Origin of the sequence: Desulfotalea psychrophila LSv54, assembly GCF_000025945.1 — a bacterium.
GTDB classification, from domain to species: Bacteria; Desulfobacterota; Desulfobulbia; order Desulfobulbales; family Desulfocapsaceae; genus Desulfotalea; species Desulfotalea psychrophila.
Map to the genome: position 1 here is coordinate 13,828 of NC_006139.1, position 23,566 is coordinate 37,393.

The window sequence follows — 23,566 nt, forward strand, 5'->3', positions numbered from 1 at the left end:
AAATGTTCTCATTAAACAAAACCACTTTATTCACATCAGTTAGCATACTTCTTCTTTTAATGGCTTGCCCAGCTTTTGCATCAGAAATTGTCGAATTTTCATCACCAATAGAAAAAGTTATGGGTACTATCACGGGCCCCACTGGAAAACTAATATCAATCCTTATGATGGCTATATGTGGTGTTACATACTGGATCAGAAAAGATGATTTGGAAGGTGGTTTCAAGATGCTGCTAGGAGTTGTTTTTGCTATTTCGTTTATCGCTTTCGCAGGTTCAATCGTAGACAACGTCTTTTCAGGACAGTTTACAGCAGGGGCGCTTATATAAATGAGATGTGATATTCCCATCAGGCAGAGTCTCCATCGAGCAGACTTAACACTAGGCGCTGAATCTGACCTTGTTTTTTTTACAGCTTTGCTTTCTTTTCTGGTCGCTTTTTCTGGCCCGACAAAGCTGTCTGTTGCCAGTGGCATATTTTTTTGGATGTCGATGATAGTCCTTTTGCGGTTTATCGCTAAAAAAGACCCCATCATGTCTAAAATCTGGCGCAAGCATATAAATCAACAGAATTTTTACCCTGCAAAAACTTGCTTAACAGATAAGGCTCGCGCAATGTCATACAAAGACCACACAACAGTTAAAAACAAATCGTTTGCCAATCTTTTGCAATACTGCGCTTGCGTCGACGATGGCATTATCCTCAACAAGGATGGCTCATTTTTAGCTGGATGGGAATATCAATCAATCGATACTGCGAGTTCAACAAACAACGAACTCGCCAGCCTAACTGCGTTTTTCAATAATGGCGTTAAAACCCTCGGTGATGGCTGGACGATACACGTTGACGCAGTGAGAATAAAAGCCGACTTTTACCCTCCAAGGTCAGCAAGCCACTTCCCCGATCTCGTTACCGAGGCCATCGAGGAGGAGAGACGAGAAATTTTTGAAAGCGGGATACACTATGAGACTAAGCACGTTATTTTTGTTACCTACAAACCAAACCTAACAACTGAAAAACTCTCAAGTTTTGCGTATAAAAAACAACTCCAAGAAAAAGGCAACAAAGCGGGCAGGGAATCTTTAAAGGCCCTCTCCTTTTTCCAAAACGCTTTGAACGAAATTGAGGATGTTCTATCAACCGCAGTCCGTTTGACACGATTACTTGATTACACGACAGAAGACGAAACAGGCACAGAACACATCTATTCAAAACTACTGAGCCACATACAGTTCTCAGTCACAGGGGTTGAACAACCTATCAAATTACCAACCGTTCCGATGTACCTGGATACGACTATAGGTAGTCAAGATTTAGTCGGTGGCCTAGTTCCTAAAATTGGTGAGAACCACCTTGCTGTGATCGGAATCGATGGCTTCCCACAGGATAGCTATCCTATGATTTTTAACGTGTTAGACAGTTTATCTATATCATATCGGTTTAACTCTCGTTTCATCTGTATGGATCAGTATACCGCTCAAACAACACTCAACAAATATCGTGCAACCTGGGCGCAAAAGATCATCAATCCTTTGGATAAAATTTTCAACAAGGCCAACCCAAAGGTCAACCGTGACGCTAGTGTCATGGCGAGTGACACCGAAGAGGCTTTACACGACGAACAAGCAGGTTTTGTTTCTCACGGATTTTATTCTGCAAATATCATCATCAGCAACGAGAACCAGGAACAACTTGAAGACGCTTGCAGAGAAATCAGACGATCTTTACAGGGAATAGGTTTTGGGTGTAGGCGAGAAACAATTAACTGCCTGGAAGCGTGGCTCGGAAGCCATCCTGGCAACAGTTATTCAAACATTCGCCAAGTTTTAATCAATACCCTTAACTTGTCGCATCTACTGCCATTATCATCAATTTGGACAGGTCACACCTACAACCCTAGTCCATTTTTCCCTGTTAATTCGCCCCCCCTGCTATACGCAGCGACCAATGGTTCAACACCGTTCCGCCTAAATTTACACGTTGGTGATCTCGGTCATACGCTTATTTTTGGCCCTACTGGTAGCGGCAAATCCACCTTGTTATCAACTCTTTGCGCTCAATTCCGACGATACGCTAATTCCAATATTTTTATTTTTGACAAAGGGATGTCGATGTATCCATTGGTTAGTGCGGCAGAGGGCACCCACTACAATATTGGTGCAGATGATTCCACCCTGGCTTTTTGTCCATTACAACATGTCTCAACACCAGCAAGCGAAGCCTGGGCCTGTGAGTATATAGAACAGCTCGTCACCATGCAGGGGGTTACAGTAAAGCCAAACCACAGGATAGCTATACACGACGCTATACAACAAATTAGTAGCAGCCCTGAAAACATGCGTTCGTTGAGCAATCTTTTCCATTATATCCAGGAGCCAGAACTAAAAGAGGCTCTTGTACATTATACCAACAATGGCCCTATGGGCCGACTCCTGGACGCTGAAAGTGATAATATTTCTATGTCCAATTTCACGGTTTTCGAAATGGAAGAATTAATGAATATGGGGGAAGAAAATTTAATTCCCGTATTACTCTATCTCTTTCATTTAATTGAAAAGTCTTTTAAAGGGCAACCATCAATTTTGGTACTAGATGAAGCATGGATAATGTTTAGTCATCCTGTTTTTAGAAAAAAAATAAGGGAATGGCTAAAAGTTCTACGGAAGGCAAATTGTGCAGTAATTATGGCAACACAAAGTTTATCAGATGCCAAATCTTCTGGAATTATGGATGTTTTAAACGAATCTTGTCAGACAAAGATTTATTTACCTAATATCACCGCAACCAATGAAACAGAGGCTGCTATGTATTATGGATTAGGACTAAACACTAGACAAATAGAAATAATAGCAACGGCTCGGCCCAAAAGGGAATACTATATTGTTAGCCCTGAGGGGAGAAGATTGATAAACCTATCACTTGGCCCTGTTGCTCTTTCTTTTGCTGGAGCATCTAGCAAAGAAGATATAAAAGAGATAAAAGAATTAGAGAAAGAGCATGGTCATGTTTGGCCTAAAGCTTGGCTCAAAAAGAGAAATATATAACACCATGAAAAAAATATACTCATTATTAATTATAGTTTGTTTAATCACCACCATCATTGCCAAACAAGACGCAAAGGCTGGTATCCCTGTAACATGCATTAATTGCTCAAACATGTTTACCCAAATATTAGAATATGCAAATGACATAGAATCTTTGATGGAAGGCATAAAACGGTATGAGGAACTAGCCACACATACCACCCAAAATTATAATAAAATTTCGGGCGATATTAAACGTTATGAAAATATGTTGAAAAACACCAAAAGCTTACCTGACAATATGAATACCAAACTTGCAATAAAACTTAAATATCTCACAAATGATATCAAAAGTACTGGTGTTAGATACGCTGACTTTGCGGCTCTCCAGGATATTTTTTCCCAATTATACCCGGATTACCAAAGTGTTGCCAAATCAATTAACCCTAATTTGTCATCTAAATTAACAAGGAAGTACACAGAAGACCACTATGACACATGGGCCAAGGAAGCCCAAAGTGTTACAGGCAAAGCATTTAGCATGAGCGGTGATCAACTAAATGACTTGGTCGAGAGTGGGGGCTTTGAAGATGCTGTCAATGACTTAATCTCAACACCTGAAGGGCAAAAAGAGGCACTAGATGCATCCAACCAACTTGCCGCCATGCAACTGGAAGAGGCCAGGAATCTAAGGGCCTTACTAGCAGTAAGTATACAAGCACAACAACAGGTTGCCCAAAAGCAACAAGGCATTGAATACATCCAGGAACAACAGAGCAGAAATTTTTGGGAGACAAGGGAGCCAACCCAAACCCTGAACTTACCTCATGGCTGGTAATGATATCCAAAGCAATTCTTAATGAACTGCTTTGGATAACGGATCATGTTTTGTTGATAGCATTTTTTGCATAGCTCGTTCATTACCGCTAATATATTTACCATAAGATTTGGATACATCAATTATGTTATTATCTAATCGTTGCCCTTTGGCAATCAGCTCAGGGGTCAGTAAAAGCTTGCCATTAGCCACCCTAAGCTTCCCCGCCTCTTCGAAAATTTCATTAAAAAGAGCTAATTGTGTATCTACAACTTTAGAATATGCCCCTACACGATCACTTACCTCTTCTTCTGGTTTACAGCCTACCACACATAGTAAAAGAACAGAGAACAATGCTATTAATTTCAAATTATTCTTTAAAACCTTTCCCTTTTTATTAGTTTTAATATTGCTAACACCAACGTGCGTTCACGCTACTGACATCAACAACAGCCTAATTAATTTTATTCAGCAAACAGTTTCCATCTTCGCTACAAATGCAGAGATCGTTGGAAACAGAATGGAGATTTTGGCACTAGATATATTCCAACTTCTCTTACTAGCCGAGGTAATATGGCTTGGATTAAGAATGGCTTTAAAGATATCTGATTTTAAAGATACTGTTATTGAATTTGTTAAAGTCTTATTAGTCGCAAGCCTAGTTCTCTATATCATAAAAAACCATGCGGAATGGATCAACGCCCTATCTTACGGCTTAACTGCATCCTATGATGGCAGTCTTGCAAGCTCCACGTCACAATCTCCAGAAACAGTCGTTCTTAATGCTATTTTTATATATATAGAGGCGCTTTTGAATAAGTTACATATCACTAGCCCGATAGACGCAACTTTCATTTTACTTGGCGTATTGGTTATTGCTATCTGTGCTGCATTTATAACGGTAACAATCGTATGCATATTAATTGAAGCGTATTTTGTTTTAAATATTTCAGTTATTCTATTGGGCTTTGGTGCATTAAAATTTACACGCGAGTTTACCTGGAATTACCTTAAATACATTTTGTCAGTAGGGCTTAAACTGCTGACAATTAAAGTTTTAGCCAATTTCATAAGCTCATTCTTTGCAAGCGCCCACAACCCTCTCGCTGTGCCGGCAGGAGATATTGGCATACAGTATATGATCCATGCCATTATCTGCATGGTTGTCATAACAGGCATTTTCAAAACTATCCCCACGACTGTAGCTAGTTTTGTAACAAATGCAGGAATAGGTTCCAACCCAATCGGTGCTGTTGTTGCCACTGTGGCGGGTGTTGCAGCTACAGGAAAAATGGCTGGCGCTAGTTCCAAAAAAGCTGGGGCAGTTGCTGCAGCAGCAGGAATGGTGAGCGGGGGCGTTGGAACAGCGGCAATGGCAGCTGGAAAAATGGCTGCTACGGCCACTGTTGGTTCCAAAATGGCTGGTGCTGGTCAAGCTGCTGCGTCTTTAGGAAAAGGCATAAATAGTGCTGGTCAAGCAGCTAAGACAGCAGGATCAATAACAGGATCAGTACTCAAGGGAAATGCTGGTGAAGTAAAGAGCAAAGCATCTGAGATTATCAATAAGATGAAGAAATAAAAATATACTAGTTATTAAGAATTGAAGGGGAGCGTTAAACAATGTCAGAAAAAGGCACTATGTCGAATCCGTACTTAATTGGTCGTCAAGCATGGGCCGAGGAAAACGGATCAATTATCAATAGTCGTAACAACTGGCGATCCTGCGGCTTTATAGCACTTGCCCTCCTGTCTTTTAGTTTATTTATAAACTATTACCAAGCGACACAAGCAAAACTTATACCATACCTGCTAGAGGTAGATAAGGCTGGAAACATGTATGCAAGAGGTGTTGCCCATACATACACTAAATTACCCAGATCGGTTATTGAGGGCAGCATTATCTCCTTTATTACCGAATGGAGAACAGTCTCAGCAGACCTTGGTTTACAGAAAAAATATGTCCAACAAACCAATTACAGATCAGCAGGATCTGCAACAGGGATTTTGGGAGAATGGTATTCCGAGAACAACCCTTATAAACTAGCCGAAACCAATCTTGTCGATATTAAAATACAAGGTGTTCCGCTAGTTATTTCAAAAAACTCTTGGCAAATTGAATGGATCGAAACCACCAGAAATCATAATGGTGTTACTCAATATACAACCATTTACCAAGCCAACGTGCAAATACAACTAAAGGCACCAACCACCGAGAGAGAAGTTTTAAAAAACGCCACTGGTGTTTTCGTGACAAGTCTTTCTTGGACTAAAAAACTAAATCAATAAAAAAATAACATGAAAAAGATCACATCATTTTTAAGACAGATAGGGTGCTATAGTGTCCTGGCTACAGCTTTAACTTTCCACGTAACAGCTGCACTTGCTGTTACACCAGAACAAAAACAAACTCCAATAGCACAAGCTTCGACCACGGACGAAACAAAGCCCATAAGAATAGTGAGGATTCAAGCACCTGACACGATAAGTAATCGTTCCCTACCCAAATTTACAAGCCAGCGCTCTGCGACTCTAACATCTCAAGAAAAAGAGGCTCTTAGATTAGCCAAAAACTGGAACAGGAAAACATTAAAACCAATCATGAAAAATGGTGGTCGGGTTTCTTATGTCTACGGCGCAATCATCCCGACAATCATTTGCACGCCCTTTAAAATTGCAGATCTTGAGCTTGAAAAAGGGGAAATTGTAAACAACATTTTATTAGGTGACACAGCTAGATGGGACGCGGAGCTAGTACTAGCTGGCACAGGTGCAGATGCAACCCCACACATCACCTTTAAGGCCATAGACTCAGGTCTTGAGACATCAGCAATTATTGGAACTAACAGGCGAGCTTATCACTTAAACCTGAAATCAGATAAAAAAAAGCACACTCCATATTCAGGCTTTATTTATGCTAAACCAACCAAAAAAATTCTTGCCTCAATTCAACATAAACTGGAAGACAAAGTAGAACGCAACAAAACCGCCGAAGGTTTTGATATATCACAATTAGATTTTAAATATTCAATTGAAGGAAAAGCGTCTTGGCGACCTGTGCAGGTTTATAGCAATGGCCTTAAAACTTATATAAAAATGCCTAAAAGTATAAATCAAGTTGAATTGCCTGTTTTGATGGTTGCGACCCCAGAAGGAAATGGCCTCGTAAATTACAGAGTTAAAAATGATACATTCATTATTGACCAGCTATTTAAAAAAGCTGTGCTTATTGCAGGAGTTGGTAGCAAACAAGAAAAGGTTTCAATTAAACGAGGTGAAAAATAAATGGAATTGATTAAAAACAAAATTTGTGAAATATTATTCATCCTTTCTCTTTTGCTACTAACTAGTTGTGCAAAACAAGGCAACACTTCGTTTGCCCTCAGCAATTCTCCTTTTTATAATGTGATTATTGATCAGCTTAGTGAAACATATGTTCCTGCAAGAACAACCCTCTACTTTATTAAGTCAAAAAATAAACATTTTGCCGAAGCGCTGGAAGATTCGGCAAGAAAAGCTGGCTTCGGCATAAGTCAAACAGAAAAAGGGGCCATAAGCGTAAAATACATTATCGATAGAATAAATTCCAATAAAGAAGAAATCGAGGTTGGCTACATATTTATCGAAACATCAACAGGCTTGCGGTTTACTCGTAAATATGCCCATGAGGCAGGTTCTAACCTGTACACTCTCGACTATATATCAACTGAAGGGCAACTATAAATGAGTGACAACCCAACTGGCCTCAAGCCTACGCCACAAGGCACTTGGCTTAGTAAAAAACCACTTTTTTTTGCTGCTACTGTTGGAGCCATAATGCTTCTCATTATGCTGTACTCCATCAACGGAAACAAAAAAGTAGAGCGCGAGGCCGAGCAATCTGTAGTTACGATTGAAACAACAGAAGAGCAAACAAAAGCAGATTACGGGGTAGCGTCATTACCTACCCCACCAAACGAAGCGGGAACAATCAGGGCTGCTAAATCTACAGCTGCACCACTGTTACCAGCAAAACCGATAACCGTTATAACCCAGAGACAAAAAACACAGGTCGAAATTCAGCATGAAAAAGAACTGGCAAAAGTTAGAGAGTGGAAGATTACCAATCAACTCAAGGCACTTAATTCTCCGCTGATCGAGAAAAAAATAACAGGAAATGAATCAAATTTCAGCTCAACTCTTCCATCTACTCCATCGGCCTCGACCTCGGGTGGTGGCGGTGCTAATGCAAGATTTGACCAGTTAAAAAATCAGCTTGCGAAAGTGCAGAATGGTTCGGCAACACCTGCTCAACCACTAAAAAGCTCATCGGGTTTAACCTCAAAACCATCACAATGGACATCTCAGTATACGAGGGAGGCAGGAGCACAATTTGAGCTAAAAACAGGTACGGTAATCCCCGCCCTAATGCTCACTGGTATCAACTCGCAACTTGCCGGCGAAATTACGGGCCAGGTATCGCAAAATATTTACGACACGGCCACAGGCCAGTATCTCATAATCCCCCAGGGAACCAGGATTTCCGGCAACTACGCTTCCGATGTCCAGGTGGGCCAGGAACGACTTTTCGTCGTTTGGAAAAGACTCGTCTTCCCTGACGGCTCAAGCGTTACCCTCGACGGCTTACAGGGCGTTGACTATGCGGGATACACTGGACTTAAAGATCAAGTTGACAATCATTATGCCAAGATTTTTGGCAATGCCATTGTTATGTCGCTTATCACCGGGGGATCGGCATATGCCATTGATAGCCTAAATGATAATGGAAACAACGATGACCGTAATCGTCGCATCACTATACAGAGCGAGCTTGGAACAGCAGTAGCAACTCAACTCAGCCAAACGGGTTTGGCATTGTTACAGCGCAATATGAACATTGCGCCCACTATCAAGATTCGACCCGGGTACCGCTTTAATGTGATGGTTGTAAAAGACATGGTTTTCGATGAACCCTACGAGGGATGGAGATAGAGAAATGGAACTAGATAAATTTGCTGAGTGGGCCACGGTACGAGGAATGGCGCTGGAAGATTATATTCCCTTCCTTGTGGATGCTGCAAAAAAAGTTAAAGAGAACCTTGCTGCTTACCCAGAAAGCAGCGTGGAAATTGACCCTGATATAGCTGAATATTTAGAGATCGAAAACTGGGGCCAAGAGGTCACTCCTGAAGAAATGGACGCATACATGGGATCCACCCTTGATGCCAATCTCCATGAATCTGAAGGAGAAGACTAATGGTCAAAGAGAAAAAAGACTATCCTGCAGAATTTGCAGAATCAATCTTAAAGGCGATAAAGGAAGGCACTGCTCCGTGGCAAAAGCCCTGGGCACCTGTGCCAGTAGAGTTCCCCAAGAACCCTATTTCCCAGACCACCTACAAGGGGTCTAACATCCTTGGCCTTGTCATGCCAGGATACAATGATCCTCGATGGATGACCTATAAACAGGCCAAAGAACAAGATGCACAGGTGAGAAAGGGTGAAAAATCCACCAAAATCACCTTTTATAGTCCTTTTCGTTTAATAGACAAGCTTGACGAAAACAAAAAACCTCTTCTTAACGATGAAGGCAAGCCCATAAAAATCAAAATAAACAAACCTGTTTTGAATATTTTTAGTGTTTTTAACGCTACCCAGATAGAGGGGCTGAAGGAGTATAAACAAGATAGTCCGACGTGGAAGCCCGTAGAGCTTGCCGAAAAAATACTTAAAAACTCAGGGGCTAAAATTGTCCACTCAACAAGGGATAGGGCTTTTTATCGACCTGCAACGGATATAATCCAGCTGCCACCCAAGGAAAATTTTAAAACGTCCGAACAATACTATTCTGCTGCGATCCACGAGCTGGCGCACTGGACAATGGGCAAGGGACGAGTTGAACGAGAGGCAGGGCCTCAAGGCACAGAGGAGTATGCCAAAGAAGAGTTACGTGCCGAAATCGCGTCCTGGATGATCAACACAGAAATTGGGGTAGGTCACGACCCAACCAACCATAAGTCCTATACAGCTGGTTGGGCAAAGGCTATTGAAGATTCCCCACAAGAAATTTTTTCAGCTGCAAACGATGCTGAAAAAATAAAGGCTTTTATAATGGGCTTCAAGCTTGAACAGAAAGCCTCACTCGTTAAAGAAAGAACAATGGAAACAGAGAACAAAGCAGCTCCGAACCTCGAAACAAAATCAGCTCACTTGGCTCAAGAAAAAACATTTTTAAATGTTCCGTTTCGAGAGAAAAATCTTGCCAAAAAAGCTGGCGCTAAATGGGACTCCAAACAAAAGAGTTGGTTTGCCCCGGCAGGCACCGATCTGGCGCCACTGCAAAATTGGTTAAGCAACAACACCCCTCACCAACCAACTACTTCCACCCCGGAACAAGAGTTTGCTGACGCCCTAACAGAGGCTGGTTTTGATCTAAAAGGCACTCTGCCTGTAATGGACGGGAAAATGAAAAGAGCGAAGCTTTTTGACGGGAAGGCTGGCTCCCTCGACGGGGCCTATGTTGGTTATCTTGATAGCAGACCCGCGGGTTTCATCGAAAACCATAAAACTGGCGAGAAGAGAAATTGGAAATCTACAGGCCATGAAGTTTCGCCCCAGGAACGGCAAAACATAAAAGAGCGTGCCGTTAGACAAAAAAAAGAGAGGGAAGCCGAACGTGATGCAACCCATAAAAAGGTTGCTCAAAAAGCGGCCTATGTCTGGGGAAAATGCAGCCCCGCTCCATCCTCTCACCCATACCTTGAAAGAAAAAAAATAAGCGGTGAAGAACTAAAGATAACCAATACAAATAACCTGCTCATTCCCTTACAAAACACATCTGGAGAGATACAAACCCTTCAATTCATTTTACCCAATGGTGAAAAGAAGCTCCTTGCAGGAGGAAAACTTGAAGGTTCTTTCTGCAAAATAGGCCAAGAACACGAAAAAGAGAACGATCCTATTATGTTAGCTGAAGGCTATTCTACGGGTAAGAGCATTTCTACAGCAGCCCAAAAGCCATGTTATATTTGTTGCAGCTCGAACAACCTTGAGACCGTGGCTAAAGCCTTACACGCAAAGTTTCCAGATAAAGATATCGTGATTTATGCAGATAATGACCACGCTCAAGAAAAAGCCAAGGGTCTTAACCCTGGTATTGAAAAAGCAACAGCAGCAGCTAAGGCCGTGGGCGGTAAAGTGATCATTCCTAAATTTTCCAGCGAGGAAAAAGAACGGGGTTTTACAGATTTTAACGATTTAGCACAAGCCTGGGGAACAAAACATGTGGCCCGTAAAATACACTTGGTTTTAGCCAAAGAAGCGGAACTTGAAAGATGAAGATGCCTCAGTACGGTTTAAACCGCAAAACAAAAAGCAGTAGTTATAAATACATACCCTTAATCGTTGTTTGCTTATGGTTTTTTGCTTGCTCGTTTTACTGTACTCAACAAATAGCCCTCCTATACAATTATCACCCGTACCTGGGAGGGCATGTTTATAGCAATTTGTATCTCCCCTGGAGCTGTTTCTTGTGGTTACAAGATCCAGACCTGGACCACAACAGCATCATTAAAATCATTGATGATGGGTCATTGTATTTTGTTTTCCCATTGATACTAATGTTTTCTGTCCTGTTACTCACAGGCCGGCGTGGGAAAGGTCGTGGTGATCTACACGGAACCGCAAAATGGGCCAACAAAAAAGAGATAAAAAAGTCTGGCTTATTAGGTGGCAAAGGGGCCTATGTCGGCGGTTGGGAGGATAGAGATAGATCGACGATCTACCTTATGCACGACGGGCCAGAGCACATTCTGGCATTCGCTCCAACAAGATCAGGTAAAGGAGTTGGCCTTGTTTTACCTACCCTGTTGAGTTGGGAACACTCTGCTCTTATATTCGACATAAAAGGTGAAAATTATGCTCTTACGTCTGGATACAGAAAATCACTCGGGCAAAAAATTATCCGTTTTGAGCCTAATGATACCACCGGATCTACGGCAAAGTTTAACCCTCTCTCCGAAATACGTATAAACACTATTCACGCTACTGCGGATGCCCAGAACATCGCTAATATGATATGCGACCCTGAAGGCAAGGGACTAAGGGACTATTTTGACAGGGCTGCCGTGGCCTTTATGACGGGGCTAATCCTACATACCGTCGCCACAAACCAAGATGGATCGCTAGCCGACTCTGTCGCTTTTATCACCGATCCTCGATGGGCCGACGATGTAAAGGATCTCTTCTCTTTCATTATAGATGAAACTGACCATGCAAAAAAATTACTCGAGACCTACCCTGAGATGGCAGAGGACACAGCTGGCAAGCTAGAGAAGTCCATAAAATCCTACGCTGGGGAATGCCTCATAAAAGCATCAAAAGAATTATCAGGTGTTATCTCTACAGCAATATCTAATCTATCGCTGTTTAGAGATGTGATCGTTGCCGGCAACACATCTTCCTCTGATTTTTGTTTTGACGATATAATGGATGGCGAGACCCCGTCCTCTCTCTACTTGATCATACCTCCATCTGATATTGATAGATTACAACCACTCATACGTTTGTTTTTTAATATGTTTTTAAGGCGGATCACTGAAAGAATGGAGTTTGACCAGGGTAGATCCATTGACAGCCACAAGCACCGATTATTGATTATGTTTGATGAATTTACAAGTATAGGAAAACTAGAAATCACCCAAAAATCGTTAGCTTACATGGCAGGATACGGAATAAAATTTTATTTTATTGTCCAGGATATTAAGTAGCTGCACGCAGCATACTCTAAGGAAGAGGCCATCATGTCAAACTGCCACATTCGGATCGCTTACGCCCCCAATGGCATTGAGACAGCAAAAACTCTTTCGGAGATGCTTGGTAAAACCACAGTTGTACAAAAGAAAACATCCATATCGGGTAAAAGATCAGGCCGGCTGTCGAACGCCAGTATGAGTATCCAGGAGGTTGCCAGAGATCTACTTACAGCTGATGAGTGCATGAGACTACCCGCCCCACTCAAGGACAGTAAAGGCAATATTCTCGAATCGGGGCACATGCTCATCTTTGTTGCCGGCGCCAATCCTATCTACGGTAAACAAATCCTCTACTTTAAAGATCCTGTTTTTCTGGAACGGGCAAAATTACCAACTCCCGAAAATGACAGCTCATCAAAAAACCTTAGCGATATCTTCAATCAAAAACTCACCTGTGCCCAATGAAAAAACTTATCTTCTTCTGCCTTAGCATCCTCTTGATCATTTTTATAGGCAATGAATTTTGTTACATCAACATAACAAAATCACTACCTCTGGGAATATACAGAACGATTAAGAGCCCACCCACATACGGCTCCTGCGTAGTTTTCAAATTACCTGAAGACAACCCCATGGCAGAGCTTGCTATAAGAAGAGGATACGCAAAAGAAGACCAGCCCTTCCTGAAGAGGGTAGCTTACCTGGAAGGCGATTCTTACAACCTTCCTGAAACAGAGGAGTTTGATTCAAGGGGCCGAAAAATGGAACCCTTCAAACCGTCTTCTGGTTATGTAGCCAAGGGAATGATCGTGGTGCGGGGTGATTCTTCAACCAGTTTTGATTCAAGGTATTTTGGTCCCATCTATGCGAAAAACATCGAGGCGATAGTTAAGCCTCTTTTGACATGGTAACAAAACTATTTCTTTGATCTTGAGTGCAGACAAAGAAATGAACACTTCAAAAACAACTACAGAGAAAAAATGAAAAAATTTTTAGTTGCCCTTTTTGCTTTTTACTTACTATCCACAACCACAGCTCAGGCATTAACGACTGAGCAAACCCTTGCCTGTGAGGCTATAATGTGTCTCTCCACCGAAGAACGACCTGTAGAATGTGGGGCATCTGTTGCTCACTATTTTTCAATCCAGCGGGGGTTTCCAACGAAAACAACTAGGGCCAGGAAGGCTTTTTTAAATCAATGTCCAACTGCCAGTGAAACAGGAATGCCGACAATAGTTTCCTCCATCCTTGCAAATGCTAAGAAACTATAATCGCCAACAGTCATGTCATACATTAGGCTTGTTGACATAAAAAAGCCCTCCTTGGAACAGACCAAAGAGGGCAGAACAACAATCCAACCAAAAAATCTTGAAATATCACCAGTGGGATCATAAAACAGCAAACCCCAATTAATTGCTAATGTCAACAACAAGATAGCAAACTACAATAGTCAAAATTTCTTCCACAAGTAACAGAAAAAACGGCGCTGCAGGATGCCTTTTTCGCCCTGGTACTACCTCTCCATCTCTGAACCAAAATATCTTTTCATTCGACAGACAAACTGATTCCAGGTTCTCGCATTTTGATATTTTTCTCTTTGGTGTTGATAAAGGCTTCGTTGTTTCTCTTTTTTCAAATTCAACGAACTTTTTTTCCAAAGAAGCTTTTGAAAATTCACGCCCTAAGCTGCTGGCCTTGATGTGTTTTTGCTTTACCGATCCGATCACAACCGTTGCCTGCTAAACAGAGGGTCAGGCGTTCGAATCGCCTCGGGATAACCATACATATAAGGCACTTACGGCTCACGCTGTAAGTGCCTTTTTTGTTTGTGGTGGACAAATGGTGGACAGTGGGTTCCTAGTCCTCTTTTTTACCATGTCGCTCTGCTGTCTCAAGTTCATTTCTTCTCCAGCCCGACGCACTTCATACTTCAGCAATCCCTCAATCAGACGATACACAGCAATATAAATATTTTCATCTTTGGCGGTACTGCGACCAATAATATTTAACACCTTGCCAGGACGCTCATGTTTGAAGTGGGCAAGGTTTGCCAAGCTTCTGCGGTGACCGATGGTTGGCATCTCTTTTTCCCCGTAACGCCCGCTAAGAGGTTCTGTGAGCGACCTACATCATCTGGGTGCCCAAAAACCCCCTTCATATACAGATTATGCGCTATAACGGCATCTCTACCAGCAATATCCACCCCTCATTGACACCCCCTGATACTATTTTCTTCGACCTGCTGGCTTTCCTTTAAGAACCTGCCACTGGCACAACTCTTTCCTATGTTTGAATCCTTGCTAGCACCTGTGCCTCTCTTTTTTGCCATTGTCCAATGTTACTCTGCAGAATTTCCGCTAACTAATCATAGGCCTCCAACACGTACATCTAAGAATGCTTAATCATTGCTCATAACAAGGAAATAGTGTAAGGACAGAGGTGGAGCCCTCAATGCACCCACTTGTAAGGGGATAGCTGTGGGTGTTTAGATTGAAAGAAATTTGGATCATACGGAGGATATCCGGTTATCACTCGTTGTTGAATGAAAAAGCGTTGTCAAATTGTGTTTTGGAATGATATCAGGAAACCGGATAATAACTTGTTATTTGTGAATGCAAATTAAATAGAGGATGAGTATGTCAAATCAGCAATCTCTTAATCAATTTTTTACTCGTAAGTTTCTCCATGTTCCAAAATATCAGCGCAGTTACGCATGGGAAAAGCATAATGTCCGAGAATTATATGAAGATATTCAAGAATCGTATGAAACAAATTCTACTCATTATATCGGTACAGTTGTCTTAGCTAGAACAGAGAACAAAGATATCTTTAATATTGTTGATGGGCAACAACGTATTACAACAATAATCATGTTCATAAATGCGATAATTGATAGCCTTGAGGATGATCAAGATAAAGAATATTACAAACGGTTTTATATAAAATCAAAAGACCAATACAAATTAACACCATTAGAAAGAGATGTTGGTTTTTTCAACAGTATACTTGACGGAAATTGCTCAACAGATCCACATAGTAAGAGCCAACGATACTTACTCGATGCCTATACTGAAATAGTAAATATAATAGAACAATTAATAGACAAGCCAACAGAGTTCCTCAAAGCAATAGAGGACTTATACATTCTTGAATTCATTGAGAGCAACGAGTCTGACGCAATACGTATTTTTCAGACAGTTAATGATAGAGGTAAAGAATTATCACGCATGGACAAAATGAAAAGTCTGCTATTTTATTTTTCAAATAAATATTTAAATGAAAAGTATGATGATGAAATCAACAATACATTTGGAGAAATTTTTGAATTATATGATAACATCAAATTAATAGGTGAAGAGCAAAATATTAACATTATTAACTCAAGGCTTTTTACTGAAGATGACCTGCTAAGACAACATCATATTTGCTTCTCAGAAGAAAGTTACGACCCTACTGCTCAACAGGTGATGGATAATGTAAAGTTGACTCTAGTAAACTTTAGAAAAAGTGGTGAGACAAAAAAACTTGACAATTTCATAACAACGTACATTAAAAGTTTGCTTGAGTATATCCGCGCATTCAAAAGAGTTGTTTCTAGAACTCTCACAGATGAAAGATATTATAAATTATTTTCAATTCTTGGGTTGTCAGCTGTTTATTATCCGGTAATCACACAATTAGAAAACAGTGGGTTTCTTGGAATGAATTTACCGTCTAAATCGATCACCGTAGTGGAAATGGTTGAAATTATAGATGTTCGTGTATTCAAGGTACGCGATTATGCTGGTAAAAAACGTGTTGCAGAATTCGCATATAATTTAATTCATGAAAAATGGAAAATAGAGGACATCGAAGAACACTTATTATGGTTTAATTCTTTTGAAATCAGCAATGATAGATTCAAGGATTATCTATCAGACTATGACTACTATAAGCAAACAGGATTATTAAGGTTACTATTCCTTGATTATTGCGAAAGGTTAAATAAAAAGCAGTATTCACTGATTGAGTTACAAAAAATAATGGGCAATGATCCAACCATTGAGCATATTTTATCCCAAACGCCCAAATTTAAGCCTCGAAGTTTCGGGTTTAAAAACGGTGAAGATTTTGATGAATATAAAAATATGATCGGTAATTTATCTTTGCTTGAGAAAAAAATTAATAGTTCTATTAAAAATTCAGATTTATCAGACAAGGTAAATGGATATAGTAAGAGTAAATTCAAAATGACTCAACAATTAGCTACCCTATTATCTCAAACAAAATCGTTCAAAAAGAAAACCCTTAGAGAACGAAGTGTATTATTGGTTGAAGATTTTGCGACACGTTGGTGGGCATAAACTACATAACAAGTCAATACAGCGGAAAATCAGGGATTGGTCCTATCGAAATATCTTTGTTAATTTCGAATATGTTATTTCAAGACTGTTCATCCTGCCCCCTGTTTTCCACTGATTTCAAACGTTGCCGGGCCTTGTTGCATAAATCATGAGAGAAGGAAATCAGTTTCTCTCTGCTCCATTCCATATTAGCAAACAACCCCTCGAACAGACATCCCTCTTGTTCAAAGCCTTGATCGCAGCCCTACCTGCTTGAACACTCCCTGTACTTGGCTACGGTCACGCTGTCCCGATGGTGTCGTGCTGTACCAACTTTCAATCGCTTTCTTGTCCACCCAAAACGTCAACGCCGTTGTTTCAGCACTCTATTATATTCTGGCCAATTTTTGATCTTTCCCCTGCGCTCTCTCATAACTCTCCCAATGTTTTCTGTGTGTTACAAGAAAACATCATCGAGCAATGCTAGCAACTTCTATTTGTGCAACAAGGCCACTGGATATCAATCAAAAACGAGTGATAACCGGAAACTGGATATCACTACATGATCCAAATTCCTCACACTCTCTCTCATAGATCAATTTATGCCCTTGTACAGAGGGGAGTATCACAAGGGGATCGTGATGCTAATCTGTTGTTCATCCACTTCGCAGATAAGTTTTATGTCTGCAACGATTTGTTATGCGTATTACGCACCGGACACCTGAAGCCTGGCAATCTTCGCCCGTAGATTCTTTGCCAGTTCCTTTTTGCCCGTACCATAGTGCAGTTCGCGGTGACAATTGGGGCAAAGTGCTCACGTATGGTCTTGCCACCAACAGTAATACCTTCTAGAGCAACTTTAGTCTCTTTTAAGGTCAGGGTATTTCCTTCAATGGCGTTGGAGTTGTAGGTCCAGCGCAGAACAAGATCTTCGTGCAGGTTCGAGACTACCTCGGCAGGCAGAGGGCGATAGGAATCGAGGGTTTTTTTTTAATAATCCAGTTGTGTATAGTCGCTCATTGTTTTCTTTGACGTTAAATTATGGCAGTTTTACTGCCTTTACGGCGTTTTAAGTAGATTGCATGGTAACAGCAAGCTTGTCTCCCTGGCAATGTTTTTTGAATACAGGCGAGACTTGTTTGTTGCGGGGAGGGTCACTACATAATGGAGGGTAGAATTAGTACGAGATTGGCCCCACAAGGTTTTAATTGTCGTTAACTCTCTCTGTATATGTTTTTTAGTGAAAATCTTATTGCGTTCGCTTGAGCTCCGCATTGTCAGTAAGTCTCATGCTATCCTCCTAGTTCATGCACTTTAAAATTACGTACCAGCCATCACAAGCTGGCTTGCCATCCATATGGGGATCTGATCTGGGCAGTGACTCTATCAGCAATAGGATCGGTCAAAAAAATAAGATGCCTTTTTGTACTTGAAATCGTTAGGATTTGTTGATAGTATTGAAGGTATGTTAGGTTTTGCGTAGGAGGAACGGGTTGACGAAAACACGAAATAACAGTATCTTCCTTGACCTCTGCTTTTTTTTAGCATTCAATATAGAAAGGTTGTTATGTCTTTTAGAGATCAAAATATAACGATAGGGCAGATTGAAGATCACCTTCAATTATTGTCTAAAAAAGGTCAGACAAACAAATGTGTCAATAAGGGGCGAAACGTCCATTGCTCTTTTTTGGACGAGAATGGTTACGAAAAGTGCTTGTTGATTTTTTATCCTAAGAAATTTGGCATAACTACAATTCAATTTTCTTGTGGAAAGAACAAAGAATTATCTTGTGAAAAAGCAAAACAAATTATAAATAATTTTGACGTATCTTCTGCTAAATCTGTGAATTGCACTTTTAAAGGTCTTTTAGAAGAAGAATTTGGTATTTTTGAAGAATATGTAATAGAAGAATTACCAGATATATCTTCAAAAATACAAAAAGATGACAAAACAAAAAAAACAATATCTTACTCAGGAAAATACTCAGATACTGTCACCGTAACATTTTATAAAACAACGGGGACAACTCTTTTACAAGGTCGTCCTTTGCCTGCTTTTTTTGAAATAAAAGCACTGTTTGCAGGTATAGTGGAAAGTGAACAGCTGATTAGTAGTGATAAAGAAAATTTTAGTATTAAGGTTCCTGAAACAGGCTTTTTACCAAAATTAGAAGGGTACATGCCCAATGCATTTAGCTTTCTTGATGCAAAAATAAAAGATATTATCGTTCCCTCTTTATTTTTTGGGGAGATTGATTGTTGATCTTCCTGATTATACTTCATGGGTTTTCCCCGCCCTTAGAGGACTAGAAGGTTACATGAAGCAGTTATTGTTTAAATATTATCAAGATGATTTTTGTGCTAAAAGAATTGGGAAAATTTTCGAGACAAAAGATGGTGGCAGTACTTATTCTTTAAATTATGGTATTTCTGCAGGCATTGGTCGTAAAGAAGTTATTGTTGCCTTGGAGGAATCGTATAAATTTTGGAACGTTTACAGACACCCGTATTTTCATGTTGATGATGTAATACGCACATCAACGATTATTCCTACTAAAGAAGAAGCTATTTCTCTAAATGTAGAAATATTTGCGCTAATTGAAAGGACATACTCAGAAATAATAAGATGCTAATCTCTAATTACAAAATATATCATCAAGAACGCTTGAATAGTGTTGTTGTGTATTCAACGAGTAGCTATAGCCCTATGAATTCACTTGGTGCCCTTGAACGGGAGCTAGGTCAATTGGGGGCTCGCTGCGAAGTTGTGTTTGATTTATTGTTGTCTAATGGGAATGCGAAGGACAGATTTTATCGTATTGATTTTATGGGCAAGAGGTTTGATAGAAAATCTTTAGAAATACTAGAAAATCCTTCCCGAGAGCTTCAAAAAAAAGCGTTAGATTTTTATTCAACTAATCATGAGTTATTAGATAATTCTATTCTTTCGAAACCGTTAAAATTTTTAGTGAAAAAGAAAGCTCTTCGTATGAGGTAATGTATTAAATATTGTTTGAAACGTGCTCATATATCGCTAAACGCCAATCGATTAAATATGGCAAGCACTTAGTTAATAACAACGAGTCTTCGTTACATAAATCTGCTAGTAGATCAAATAAAGGATAACTTGCAGATTCTCTTCCGTGAAGCAATTTGTCAACAGTGTTCTGTGAGCGAGAACCTAGCTCAGAAAGCCAGATGTGCCACTCTGGAGAATGTTTCCAATAATTAGCTGCAGAATGAATAAGCTGTGCAACAGCGACACCATTTGAACTTTTTGGGCCTAATTCCCTCGCTAAACCTGCATCAAGTTTAATATCCATTAGAGTGTCAAATAAATATCTCTGCATAGCACAGAATCCTACACCTATAAAATATTCGCCTTTATCACACAAACACTCAACATCCTGAATGCCTGCTGAGTTTATTTTATTGGTTACGCTCAGGAGTGAAGTATCAATAGAGTTAAGTAGCTCTTCTAGATATGACATTTCAGCATCGGCAAACTCTATATTTTCTCCATTCCTAAATACGACAAACATGGACAGCCTCTTAATGCATAAAGGTTTATGATAACCGGCAGCGACTTGAAGTTTTTGGACAACACCGCAATTTATATTTTGTTTTTCAATTTTGCACAGACGCATTTTCCGTCCGGTTGATTAGTTTGTTAGCTGCGCTTTTTATGAAGGACAGAAAAAGCCTCTTTGTTTATTTTCCTATTGCCGAGTAAAGTGACTAATGCAGTAAAATTGAAACCTACAATAGGGGAAAGAAGTTGTCCCCTAAGCCCCCCTATCACTCCACTGATGTAGCTTTGATTGTTCTCATAGGCAGTATTAAATTCTAGACACTCAGCAACGTTTACTGATGCTACAAATTCTTGCAGTAGGTTTGGGGTGTTAGGGTCGATATAGGGTACAAATACCCACATTTTATCTGTAGTGCTGTTAAAAGATTCAATTGCTAGTTGTAGACTTTTGCTTGCTCCCCATTCACCCATGAGGAATGCAAAATGCTTACTTGCAATTCGGTGAGAACTGATTGTTAAAGCACTGAGCCTGTCTTGGGTTTTTATGAATTTCGGGAGGCCACCCATGATGTATTGAACTTTAAAAATAGTATCCTGGGTGGCCCCTTTTTTCTGTATTTCATTTATTGCTGTAATGATCGACGTAATAAAGATATTTGCATCTGTAAGTAGGGTGCCTGACTCTGAAAAAAACTCTTCGATTTCTGATGCAATGTTGAATTTCGCCTGAGCTTTCATTTGTTGCTTCCAGTTTGCAGTAGCAGTGTGGAAGGCAATTAAAAAGCCTGTAATCGTTAAAAGTGAAGAGGATACGGCAATTTTATATTCAGCAGGTAAAGCTATGGTCCAGTTTAGTAATTCTGAAGTTGTAAGCGGCTTGATTGTTGAAAAATAGTCAAGCGCCATATATGCAGTTACGAACGTAATGAAAATACCAAGAAGTGTTGAAAATAGGAATTTCCAAATAAATCCAGCAATAGTAATTGCATACAGAATTTTGGTCGATAACCATGGTGGCATTTTGATAAATCTTTGCAATTTAAAGCTCCATATTTTTGCAGTTAACGTCGCAAATAACCGACTGGCGGGAATGGCCGAAACCGATTAAAAAGTTAATAATGTTTGTAAAACCAGGGTGTTTCAAAAAGCGCCGCTGTAAGCCAGTCCGAGTTGATTTGCCTTGTTAGCGGTTCCGCAAATGAGTCCAAAAAATTCGAAATGGTGATAGCGACCAAGTATAAATAGAAGACGCAATTAGCGAATATAGGGGAATGCTGATTAGAACTATTACACAGTAACTTACCAAGTACGCATACCAACCTGAATTTTTCCACCAAAAATCAGGATTTTTCGTACTGGCTGGCATCCAACCTTCACCAAGAGAAATTACTATTGATATATGGATTGAATATAATAGTATTAAAAACAACAAAAATGAGACTATACAAAGAGCCAACTTGAATGATTTTGCAAAAATGGACATGGTAGCTTACGAAACACTTTGATCAGTTTCCTTATAAAGGCTCCAACTTACAACCCCTGTAACACCAAATATGGTCATAATTCCCAAGATGATTGATATTACATTAGCAAAGTTATCCATATAATTTTCCTAAGAGCGCTAACGGTCGTGATAAGTGGCGGCGACGCGAAGCTGCGTGACACACCGCAATTTGGTTTTGCTTTTCAATTTAAAGCAGATGTATTTACCGTCCGGTTGATTGCGTTGTTAGGCGTTTTCTTTTTCTTCTGGTAATGGAACGTCAGTTTCAAGGCCAGAAATTGTTGGTAGTTTTACACATTCAACAAGAGTTACCCCGGCATTTGTTATTTCTTTCCAGTTTTGTTTTGTTAGCGTAGCGTCTTTTGACTCACTTATTGCTCGATGGTTTCCTGCGCTCATATATGCGGTGCAAAATGCATTTCTTGCCTCTGGTTCTAAATAAAGACAGTTGTTACCCCACCATTCTTGACATTCCATAACTACCGCATCAATTTTCTCTTTATTCCAAACATGCAGAATAAGATTTCGCCATAGTGCATAGGCTTCTTGGTGGGCTTTCAATCTTTTTTCCAGCGCGGCCATTCTTAGTTGCTGCCGCCAACCAGCTTGTTCAAGAATGGCTTTATTTTGGTGTGAAATTTCTTCTAATTTTTGAAGATACTGAGTACGAACATTTTCAACTTGATGAGTAATTTCTCCAATATCTTCTTTGGTAGCTAAATTTTTTCCTTTTTCCGAAGAATATGATTTCAAAAAAAACACGAAGATGATCCCAAGAATTCCAAGAAGCTCAAATATATGAAAAACAATTTCACCTTGTGTCATTGTTGTACCTTTTTAAATTTGGATGCCTAATAAGTTATTATCCGGTTTCCTGATGTCATTCCAGGTAAACACAATTTGAAAACAATTTTTTTATCCATGGTACAGGTTTTTAACTGGGTATTACTACATGATCCAAATTCCTCGAATCTTCATAAATCAATTTACGGCTCTTGTTGTACAGAGAGGAGCGCCATATGAGAATCACTCGATACAATCCTCTATCATCCACAACACTAAAGCACCAGTAAGAGCATAAGGCAAGAAGAATTTATCATGAAATATCAGCACCTTCTTCGCTCCGTTTCGGAACGGCCAGTGAAACAGGTCGGGATGCAGGGCATGGGCTTGCAGGACAACATTCAGCACTTGAAAGAGGGCATTTTTAACAGGTTTTTTATGTCCAGGGATGGACGGTATGGCGCGGTGACAGGGATGCCAGGGAGCGGCTATGCCCATGACAGTGCGCAACCCAATATGGTGAAATGGTTGCGGCCGGGAGGGTGGCAACTGTCAATGGACACGAATGAATCCTTGAGACTCTTTTTTTCTCCCTTTTCTTGATATGAACCAGGAAAAATGCGAGCATTAAACATTGGTATGGAGTGCAAACGTCTCTGCCATACAGATATGCAATATAAAGGCAGTGTTAAGCACGACCCGATTCATCATAAAGCCGGCTGCAACTTCAGGGCTTAACACAACCTTTTCACAATTTCCGACCTATAGCCAGAGGCTTATTTGAGAGGTCTGAGCTTCTGATATGGTGCATTTTCAAGACATTACGCAGCCAGGCTAACCGCCAGCACCTGCGTTT

Annotated in this window: 23 protein-coding genes and 2 pseudogenes; 18 read left to right on the plus strand and 7 right to left on the minus strand. The window is 40.2% G+C overall.

Annotation, left to right across the window (positions count from 1 at the left end; genetic code table 11):
• The first annotated feature begins 2 nt into the window (after window positions 1-2).
• The 3 genes from DP_RS15845 to trbJ are packed head-to-tail and all read left to right on the plus strand — an operon-like array spanning window position 3 to window position 3,861.
• Window positions 3-329, plus strand: coding sequence for a TrbC/VirB2 family protein (locus tag DP_RS15845; protein WP_011190372.1), 327 nt, complete (start codon window positions 3-5; stop codon window positions 327-329).
• Window positions 330-3,044 carry a conjugal transfer protein TrbD gene (trbD, locus tag DP_RS15850; protein ID WP_011190373.1) on the plus strand — a complete coding sequence of 905 codons (2,715 nt, stop codon included), beginning with the start codon at window positions 330-332 and terminating at the stop codon, window positions 3,042-3,044.
• The gene (trbJ, locus tag DP_RS15855) at window positions 3,004-3,861 is read left to right on the plus strand and encodes a P-type conjugative transfer protein TrbJ (protein WP_162096675.1); all 858 of its coding nucleotides are present in this window, start codon (window positions 3,004-3,006) and stop codon (window positions 3,859-3,861) included. The genes trbD and trbJ overlap by 41 nt, the downstream gene beginning before the upstream one ends.
• A gap of 18 nt (window positions 3,862-3,879) precedes the next feature.
• Here the strand turns inward: trbJ and DP_RS18220 are convergent, their stop codons facing one another.
• The gene (locus DP_RS18220) at window positions 3,880-4,209 is read right to left on the minus strand and encodes a hypothetical protein (RefSeq protein ID WP_041279001.1); all 330 of its coding nucleotides are present in this window, start codon (window positions 4,207-4,209) and stop codon (window positions 3,880-3,882) included.
• A 40-nt stretch (window positions 4,210-4,249) separates the two neighbouring features.
• On the opposite strand from DP_RS18220, the gene trbL reads away from it, so the two are divergent.
• The 10 genes and pseudogenes from trbL to DP_RS15910 all read left to right on the plus strand — a co-directional run bounded on the left by trbL (window position 4,250) and on the right by DP_RS15910 (window position 13,840).
• Entirely contained in the window at window positions 4,250-5,419 is a 1,170-nt protein-coding gene (gene trbL, locus DP_RS15865) for a P-type conjugative transfer protein TrbL (protein ID WP_162096676.1), read from the plus strand.
• A gap of 41 nt (window positions 5,420-5,460) precedes the next feature.
• On the plus strand, window positions 5,461-6,126 hold the full coding sequence (locus tag DP_RS15870) for a type IV secretion system protein (RefSeq protein ID WP_011190376.1): 666 nt from the start codon (window positions 5,461-5,463) through the stop codon (window positions 6,124-6,126).
• Between the two features lie 9 nt (window positions 6,127-6,135).
• A complete protein-coding gene (gene trbG / locus DP_RS15875; protein ID WP_011190377.1) occupies window positions 6,136-7,122 on the plus strand; it encodes a P-type conjugative transfer protein TrbG in 987 nt (328 codons plus the stop codon).
• Entirely contained in the window at window positions 7,123-7,560 is a 438-nt protein-coding gene (locus DP_RS15880; protein ID WP_011190378.1) for a hypothetical protein, read from the plus strand.
• Window positions 7,561-8,808 carry a TrbI/VirB10 family protein gene (locus tag DP_RS17195; RefSeq protein ID WP_011190379.1) on the plus strand — a complete coding sequence of 416 codons (1,248 nt, stop codon included), beginning with the start codon at window positions 7,561-7,563 and terminating at the stop codon, window positions 8,806-8,808. It begins immediately after the preceding gene.
• 4 nt (window positions 8,809-8,812) lie between these two features.
• Window positions 8,813-9,073 carry a hypothetical protein gene (locus DP_RS15890; RefSeq protein WP_041279004.1) on the plus strand — a complete coding sequence of 87 codons (261 nt, stop codon included), beginning with the start codon at window positions 8,813-8,815 and terminating at the stop codon, window positions 9,071-9,073.
• Window positions 9,073-11,154: a zincin-like metallopeptidase domain-containing protein gene (locus DP_RS15895; protein WP_011190381.1), complete on the plus strand. Its 2,082-nt coding sequence runs from the start codon at window positions 9,073-9,075 to the stop codon at window positions 11,152-11,154. The genes DP_RS15890 and DP_RS15895 overlap by 1 nt, the downstream gene beginning before the upstream one ends.
• Before the next feature lie 281 nt (window positions 11,155-11,435).
• Window positions 11,436-13,034: pseudogene (locus DP_RS15900) on the plus strand (type IV secretory system conjugative DNA transfer family protein).
• Window positions 13,031-13,480, plus strand: a complete 450-nt coding sequence (traF, locus tag DP_RS15905) for a conjugative transfer signal peptidase TraF (RefSeq protein ID WP_011190384.1) — start codon at window positions 13,031-13,033, stop codon at window positions 13,478-13,480. Before DP_RS15900 ends, traF begins: the two are co-directional and overlap by 4 nt.
• 69 nt (window positions 13,481-13,549) lie before the next feature.
• Entirely contained in the window at window positions 13,550-13,840 is a 291-nt protein-coding gene (locus DP_RS15910; protein WP_011190385.1) for a TrbM/KikA/MpfK family conjugal transfer protein, read from the plus strand.
• Between the two features lie 138 nt (window positions 13,841-13,978).
• Here DP_RS15910 and DP_RS15915 read toward each other — a convergent pair whose 3' ends face one another.
• On the minus strand, window positions 13,979-14,296 hold the full coding sequence (locus tag DP_RS15915) for a hypothetical protein (protein WP_041279005.1): 318 nt from the start codon (window positions 14,294-14,296) through the stop codon (window positions 13,979-13,981).
• A 75-nt stretch (window positions 14,297-14,371) separates the two neighbouring features.
• On the minus strand, window positions 14,372-14,650 hold the full coding sequence (locus DP_RS15920) for a hypothetical protein (protein ID WP_011190386.1): 279 nt from the start codon (window positions 14,648-14,650) through the stop codon (window positions 14,372-14,374).
• Window positions 14,651-15,205: 555 nt separating this feature from the next.
• Between DP_RS15920 and DP_RS15925 the strand changes: the two genes are divergently transcribed.
• Entirely contained in the window at window positions 15,206-16,912 is a 1,707-nt protein-coding gene (locus DP_RS15925) for a DUF262 domain-containing protein (RefSeq protein ID WP_041279007.1), read from the plus strand.
• A 777-nt stretch (window positions 16,913-17,689) separates the two neighbouring features.
• Here DP_RS15925 and DP_RS17695 read toward each other — a convergent pair.
• Window positions 17,690-17,854: pseudogene (locus DP_RS17695) on the minus strand (Fic family protein); the annotation flags it as partial.
• 604 nt (window positions 17,855-18,458) lie between these two features.
• Between DP_RS17695 and DP_RS15930 the strand changes: the two are divergent.
• Genes DP_RS15930 through DP_RS15940 form a run of 3 tightly spaced genes read left to right on the plus strand, consistent with a single transcriptional unit; the run spans window position 18,459 to window position 19,889 of the window.
• The gene (locus DP_RS15930) at window positions 18,459-19,154 is read left to right on the plus strand and encodes a type II toxin-antitoxin system RnlA family toxin (protein WP_011190388.1); all 696 of its coding nucleotides are present in this window, start codon (window positions 18,459-18,461) and stop codon (window positions 19,152-19,154) included.
• Entirely contained in the window at window positions 19,144-19,524 is a 381-nt protein-coding gene (locus DP_RS15935) for an RNase LS family HEPN domain-containing protein (protein WP_162096677.1), read from the plus strand. Before DP_RS15930 ends, DP_RS15935 begins: the two co-directional genes overlap by 11 nt.
• Window positions 19,518-19,889, plus strand: coding sequence for a type II toxin-antitoxin system RnlB family antitoxin (locus DP_RS15940; protein ID WP_011190390.1), 372 nt, complete (start codon window positions 19,518-19,520; stop codon window positions 19,887-19,889). The genes DP_RS15935 and DP_RS15940 overlap by 7 nt, the downstream gene beginning before the upstream one ends.
• Window positions 19,890-19,893: 4 nt before the next feature.
• On the opposite strand, the gene DP_RS15945 is transcribed toward DP_RS15940, so the two are convergent.
• The 3 genes from DP_RS15945 to DP_RS15955 all read right to left on the minus strand — a co-directional run bounded on the left by DP_RS15945 (window position 19,894) and on the right by DP_RS15955 (window position 22,752).
• A complete protein-coding gene (locus DP_RS15945) occupies window positions 19,894-20,433 on the minus strand; it encodes a hypothetical protein (RefSeq protein ID WP_156792387.1) in 540 nt (179 codons plus the stop codon).
• Between the two features lie 128 nt (window positions 20,434-20,561).
• Window positions 20,562-21,461 carry a hypothetical protein gene (locus DP_RS15950; protein ID WP_228130214.1) on the minus strand — a complete coding sequence of 300 codons (900 nt, stop codon included), beginning with the start codon at window positions 21,459-21,461 and terminating at the stop codon, window positions 20,562-20,564.
• Between the two features lie 691 nt (window positions 21,462-22,152).
• Window positions 22,153-22,752, minus strand: coding sequence for a hypothetical protein (locus DP_RS15955; protein WP_011190394.1), 600 nt, complete (start codon window positions 22,750-22,752; stop codon window positions 22,153-22,155).
• 273 nt (window positions 22,753-23,025) lie between these two features.
• On the opposite strand from DP_RS15955, the gene DP_RS18125 reads away from it, so the two are divergent.
• Entirely contained in the window at window positions 23,026-23,313 is a 288-nt protein-coding gene (locus DP_RS18125) for a hypothetical protein (RefSeq protein WP_041279008.1), read from the plus strand.
• Window positions 23,314-23,566 lie beyond the last annotated feature (253 nt).

Excerpts from the sequence above, each read along its gene's own strand:
- DP_RS15845 (WP_011190372.1), top strand. The coding sequence starts at position 3 with ATGTTCTCATTAAACAAAACCACTTTATTCACATCAGTTAGCATACTT.
- trbD (WP_011190373.1), top strand. The coding sequence starts at position 330 with ATGAGATGTGATATTCCCATCAGGCAGAGTCTCCATCGAGCAGACTTA.
- trbJ (WP_162096675.1), top strand. The coding sequence starts at position 3,004 with ATGTTTGGCCTAAAGCTTGGCTCAAAAAGAGAAATATATAACACCATG.
- DP_RS15870 (WP_011190376.1), top strand. The coding sequence starts at position 5,461 with ATGTCAGAAAAAGGCACTATGTCGAATCCGTACTTAATTGGTCGTCAA.
- trbG (WP_011190377.1), top strand. The coding sequence starts at position 6,136 with ATGAAAAAGATCACATCATTTTTAAGACAGATAGGGTGCTATAGTGTC.
- DP_RS15880 (WP_011190378.1), top strand. The coding sequence starts at position 7,123 with ATGGAATTGATTAAAAACAAAATTTGTGAAATATTATTCATCCTTTCT.
- DP_RS17195 (WP_011190379.1), top strand. The coding sequence starts at position 7,561 with ATGAGTGACAACCCAACTGGCCTCAAGCCTACGCCACAAGGCACTTGG.
- DP_RS15890 (WP_041279004.1), top strand. The coding sequence starts at position 8,813 with ATGGAACTAGATAAATTTGCTGAGTGGGCCACGGTACGAGGAATGGCG.
- DP_RS15895 (WP_011190381.1), top strand. The coding sequence starts at position 9,073 with ATGGTCAAAGAGAAAAAAGACTATCCTGCAGAATTTGCAGAATCAATC.
- traF (WP_011190384.1), top strand. The coding sequence starts at position 13,031 with ATGAAAAAACTTATCTTCTTCTGCCTTAGCATCCTCTTGATCATTTTT.
- DP_RS15910 (WP_011190385.1), top strand. The coding sequence starts at position 13,550 with ATGAAAAAATTTTTAGTTGCCCTTTTTGCTTTTTACTTACTATCCACA.
- DP_RS15920 (WP_011190386.1), bottom strand. The coding sequence starts at position 14,650 with ATGCCAACCATCGGTCACCGCAGAAGCTTGGCAAACCTTGCCCACTTC.
- DP_RS15925 (WP_041279007.1), top strand. The coding sequence starts at position 15,206 with ATGTCAAATCAGCAATCTCTTAATCAATTTTTTACTCGTAAGTTTCTC.
- DP_RS15930 (WP_011190388.1), top strand. The coding sequence starts at position 18,459 with ATGTCTTTTAGAGATCAAAATATAACGATAGGGCAGATTGAAGATCAC.
- DP_RS15940 (WP_011190390.1), top strand. The coding sequence starts at position 19,518 with ATGCTAATCTCTAATTACAAAATATATCATCAAGAACGCTTGAATAGT.
- DP_RS15945 (WP_156792387.1), bottom strand. The coding sequence starts at position 20,433 with ATGTTTGTCGTATTTAGGAATGGAGAAAATATAGAGTTTGCCGATGCT.
- DP_RS15955 (WP_011190394.1), bottom strand. The coding sequence starts at position 22,752 with ATGACACAAGGTGAAATTGTTTTTCATATATTTGAGCTTCTTGGAATT.
- DP_RS18125 (WP_041279008.1), top strand. The coding sequence starts at position 23,026 with ATGAAATATCAGCACCTTCTTCGCTCCGTTTCGGAACGGCCAGTGAAA.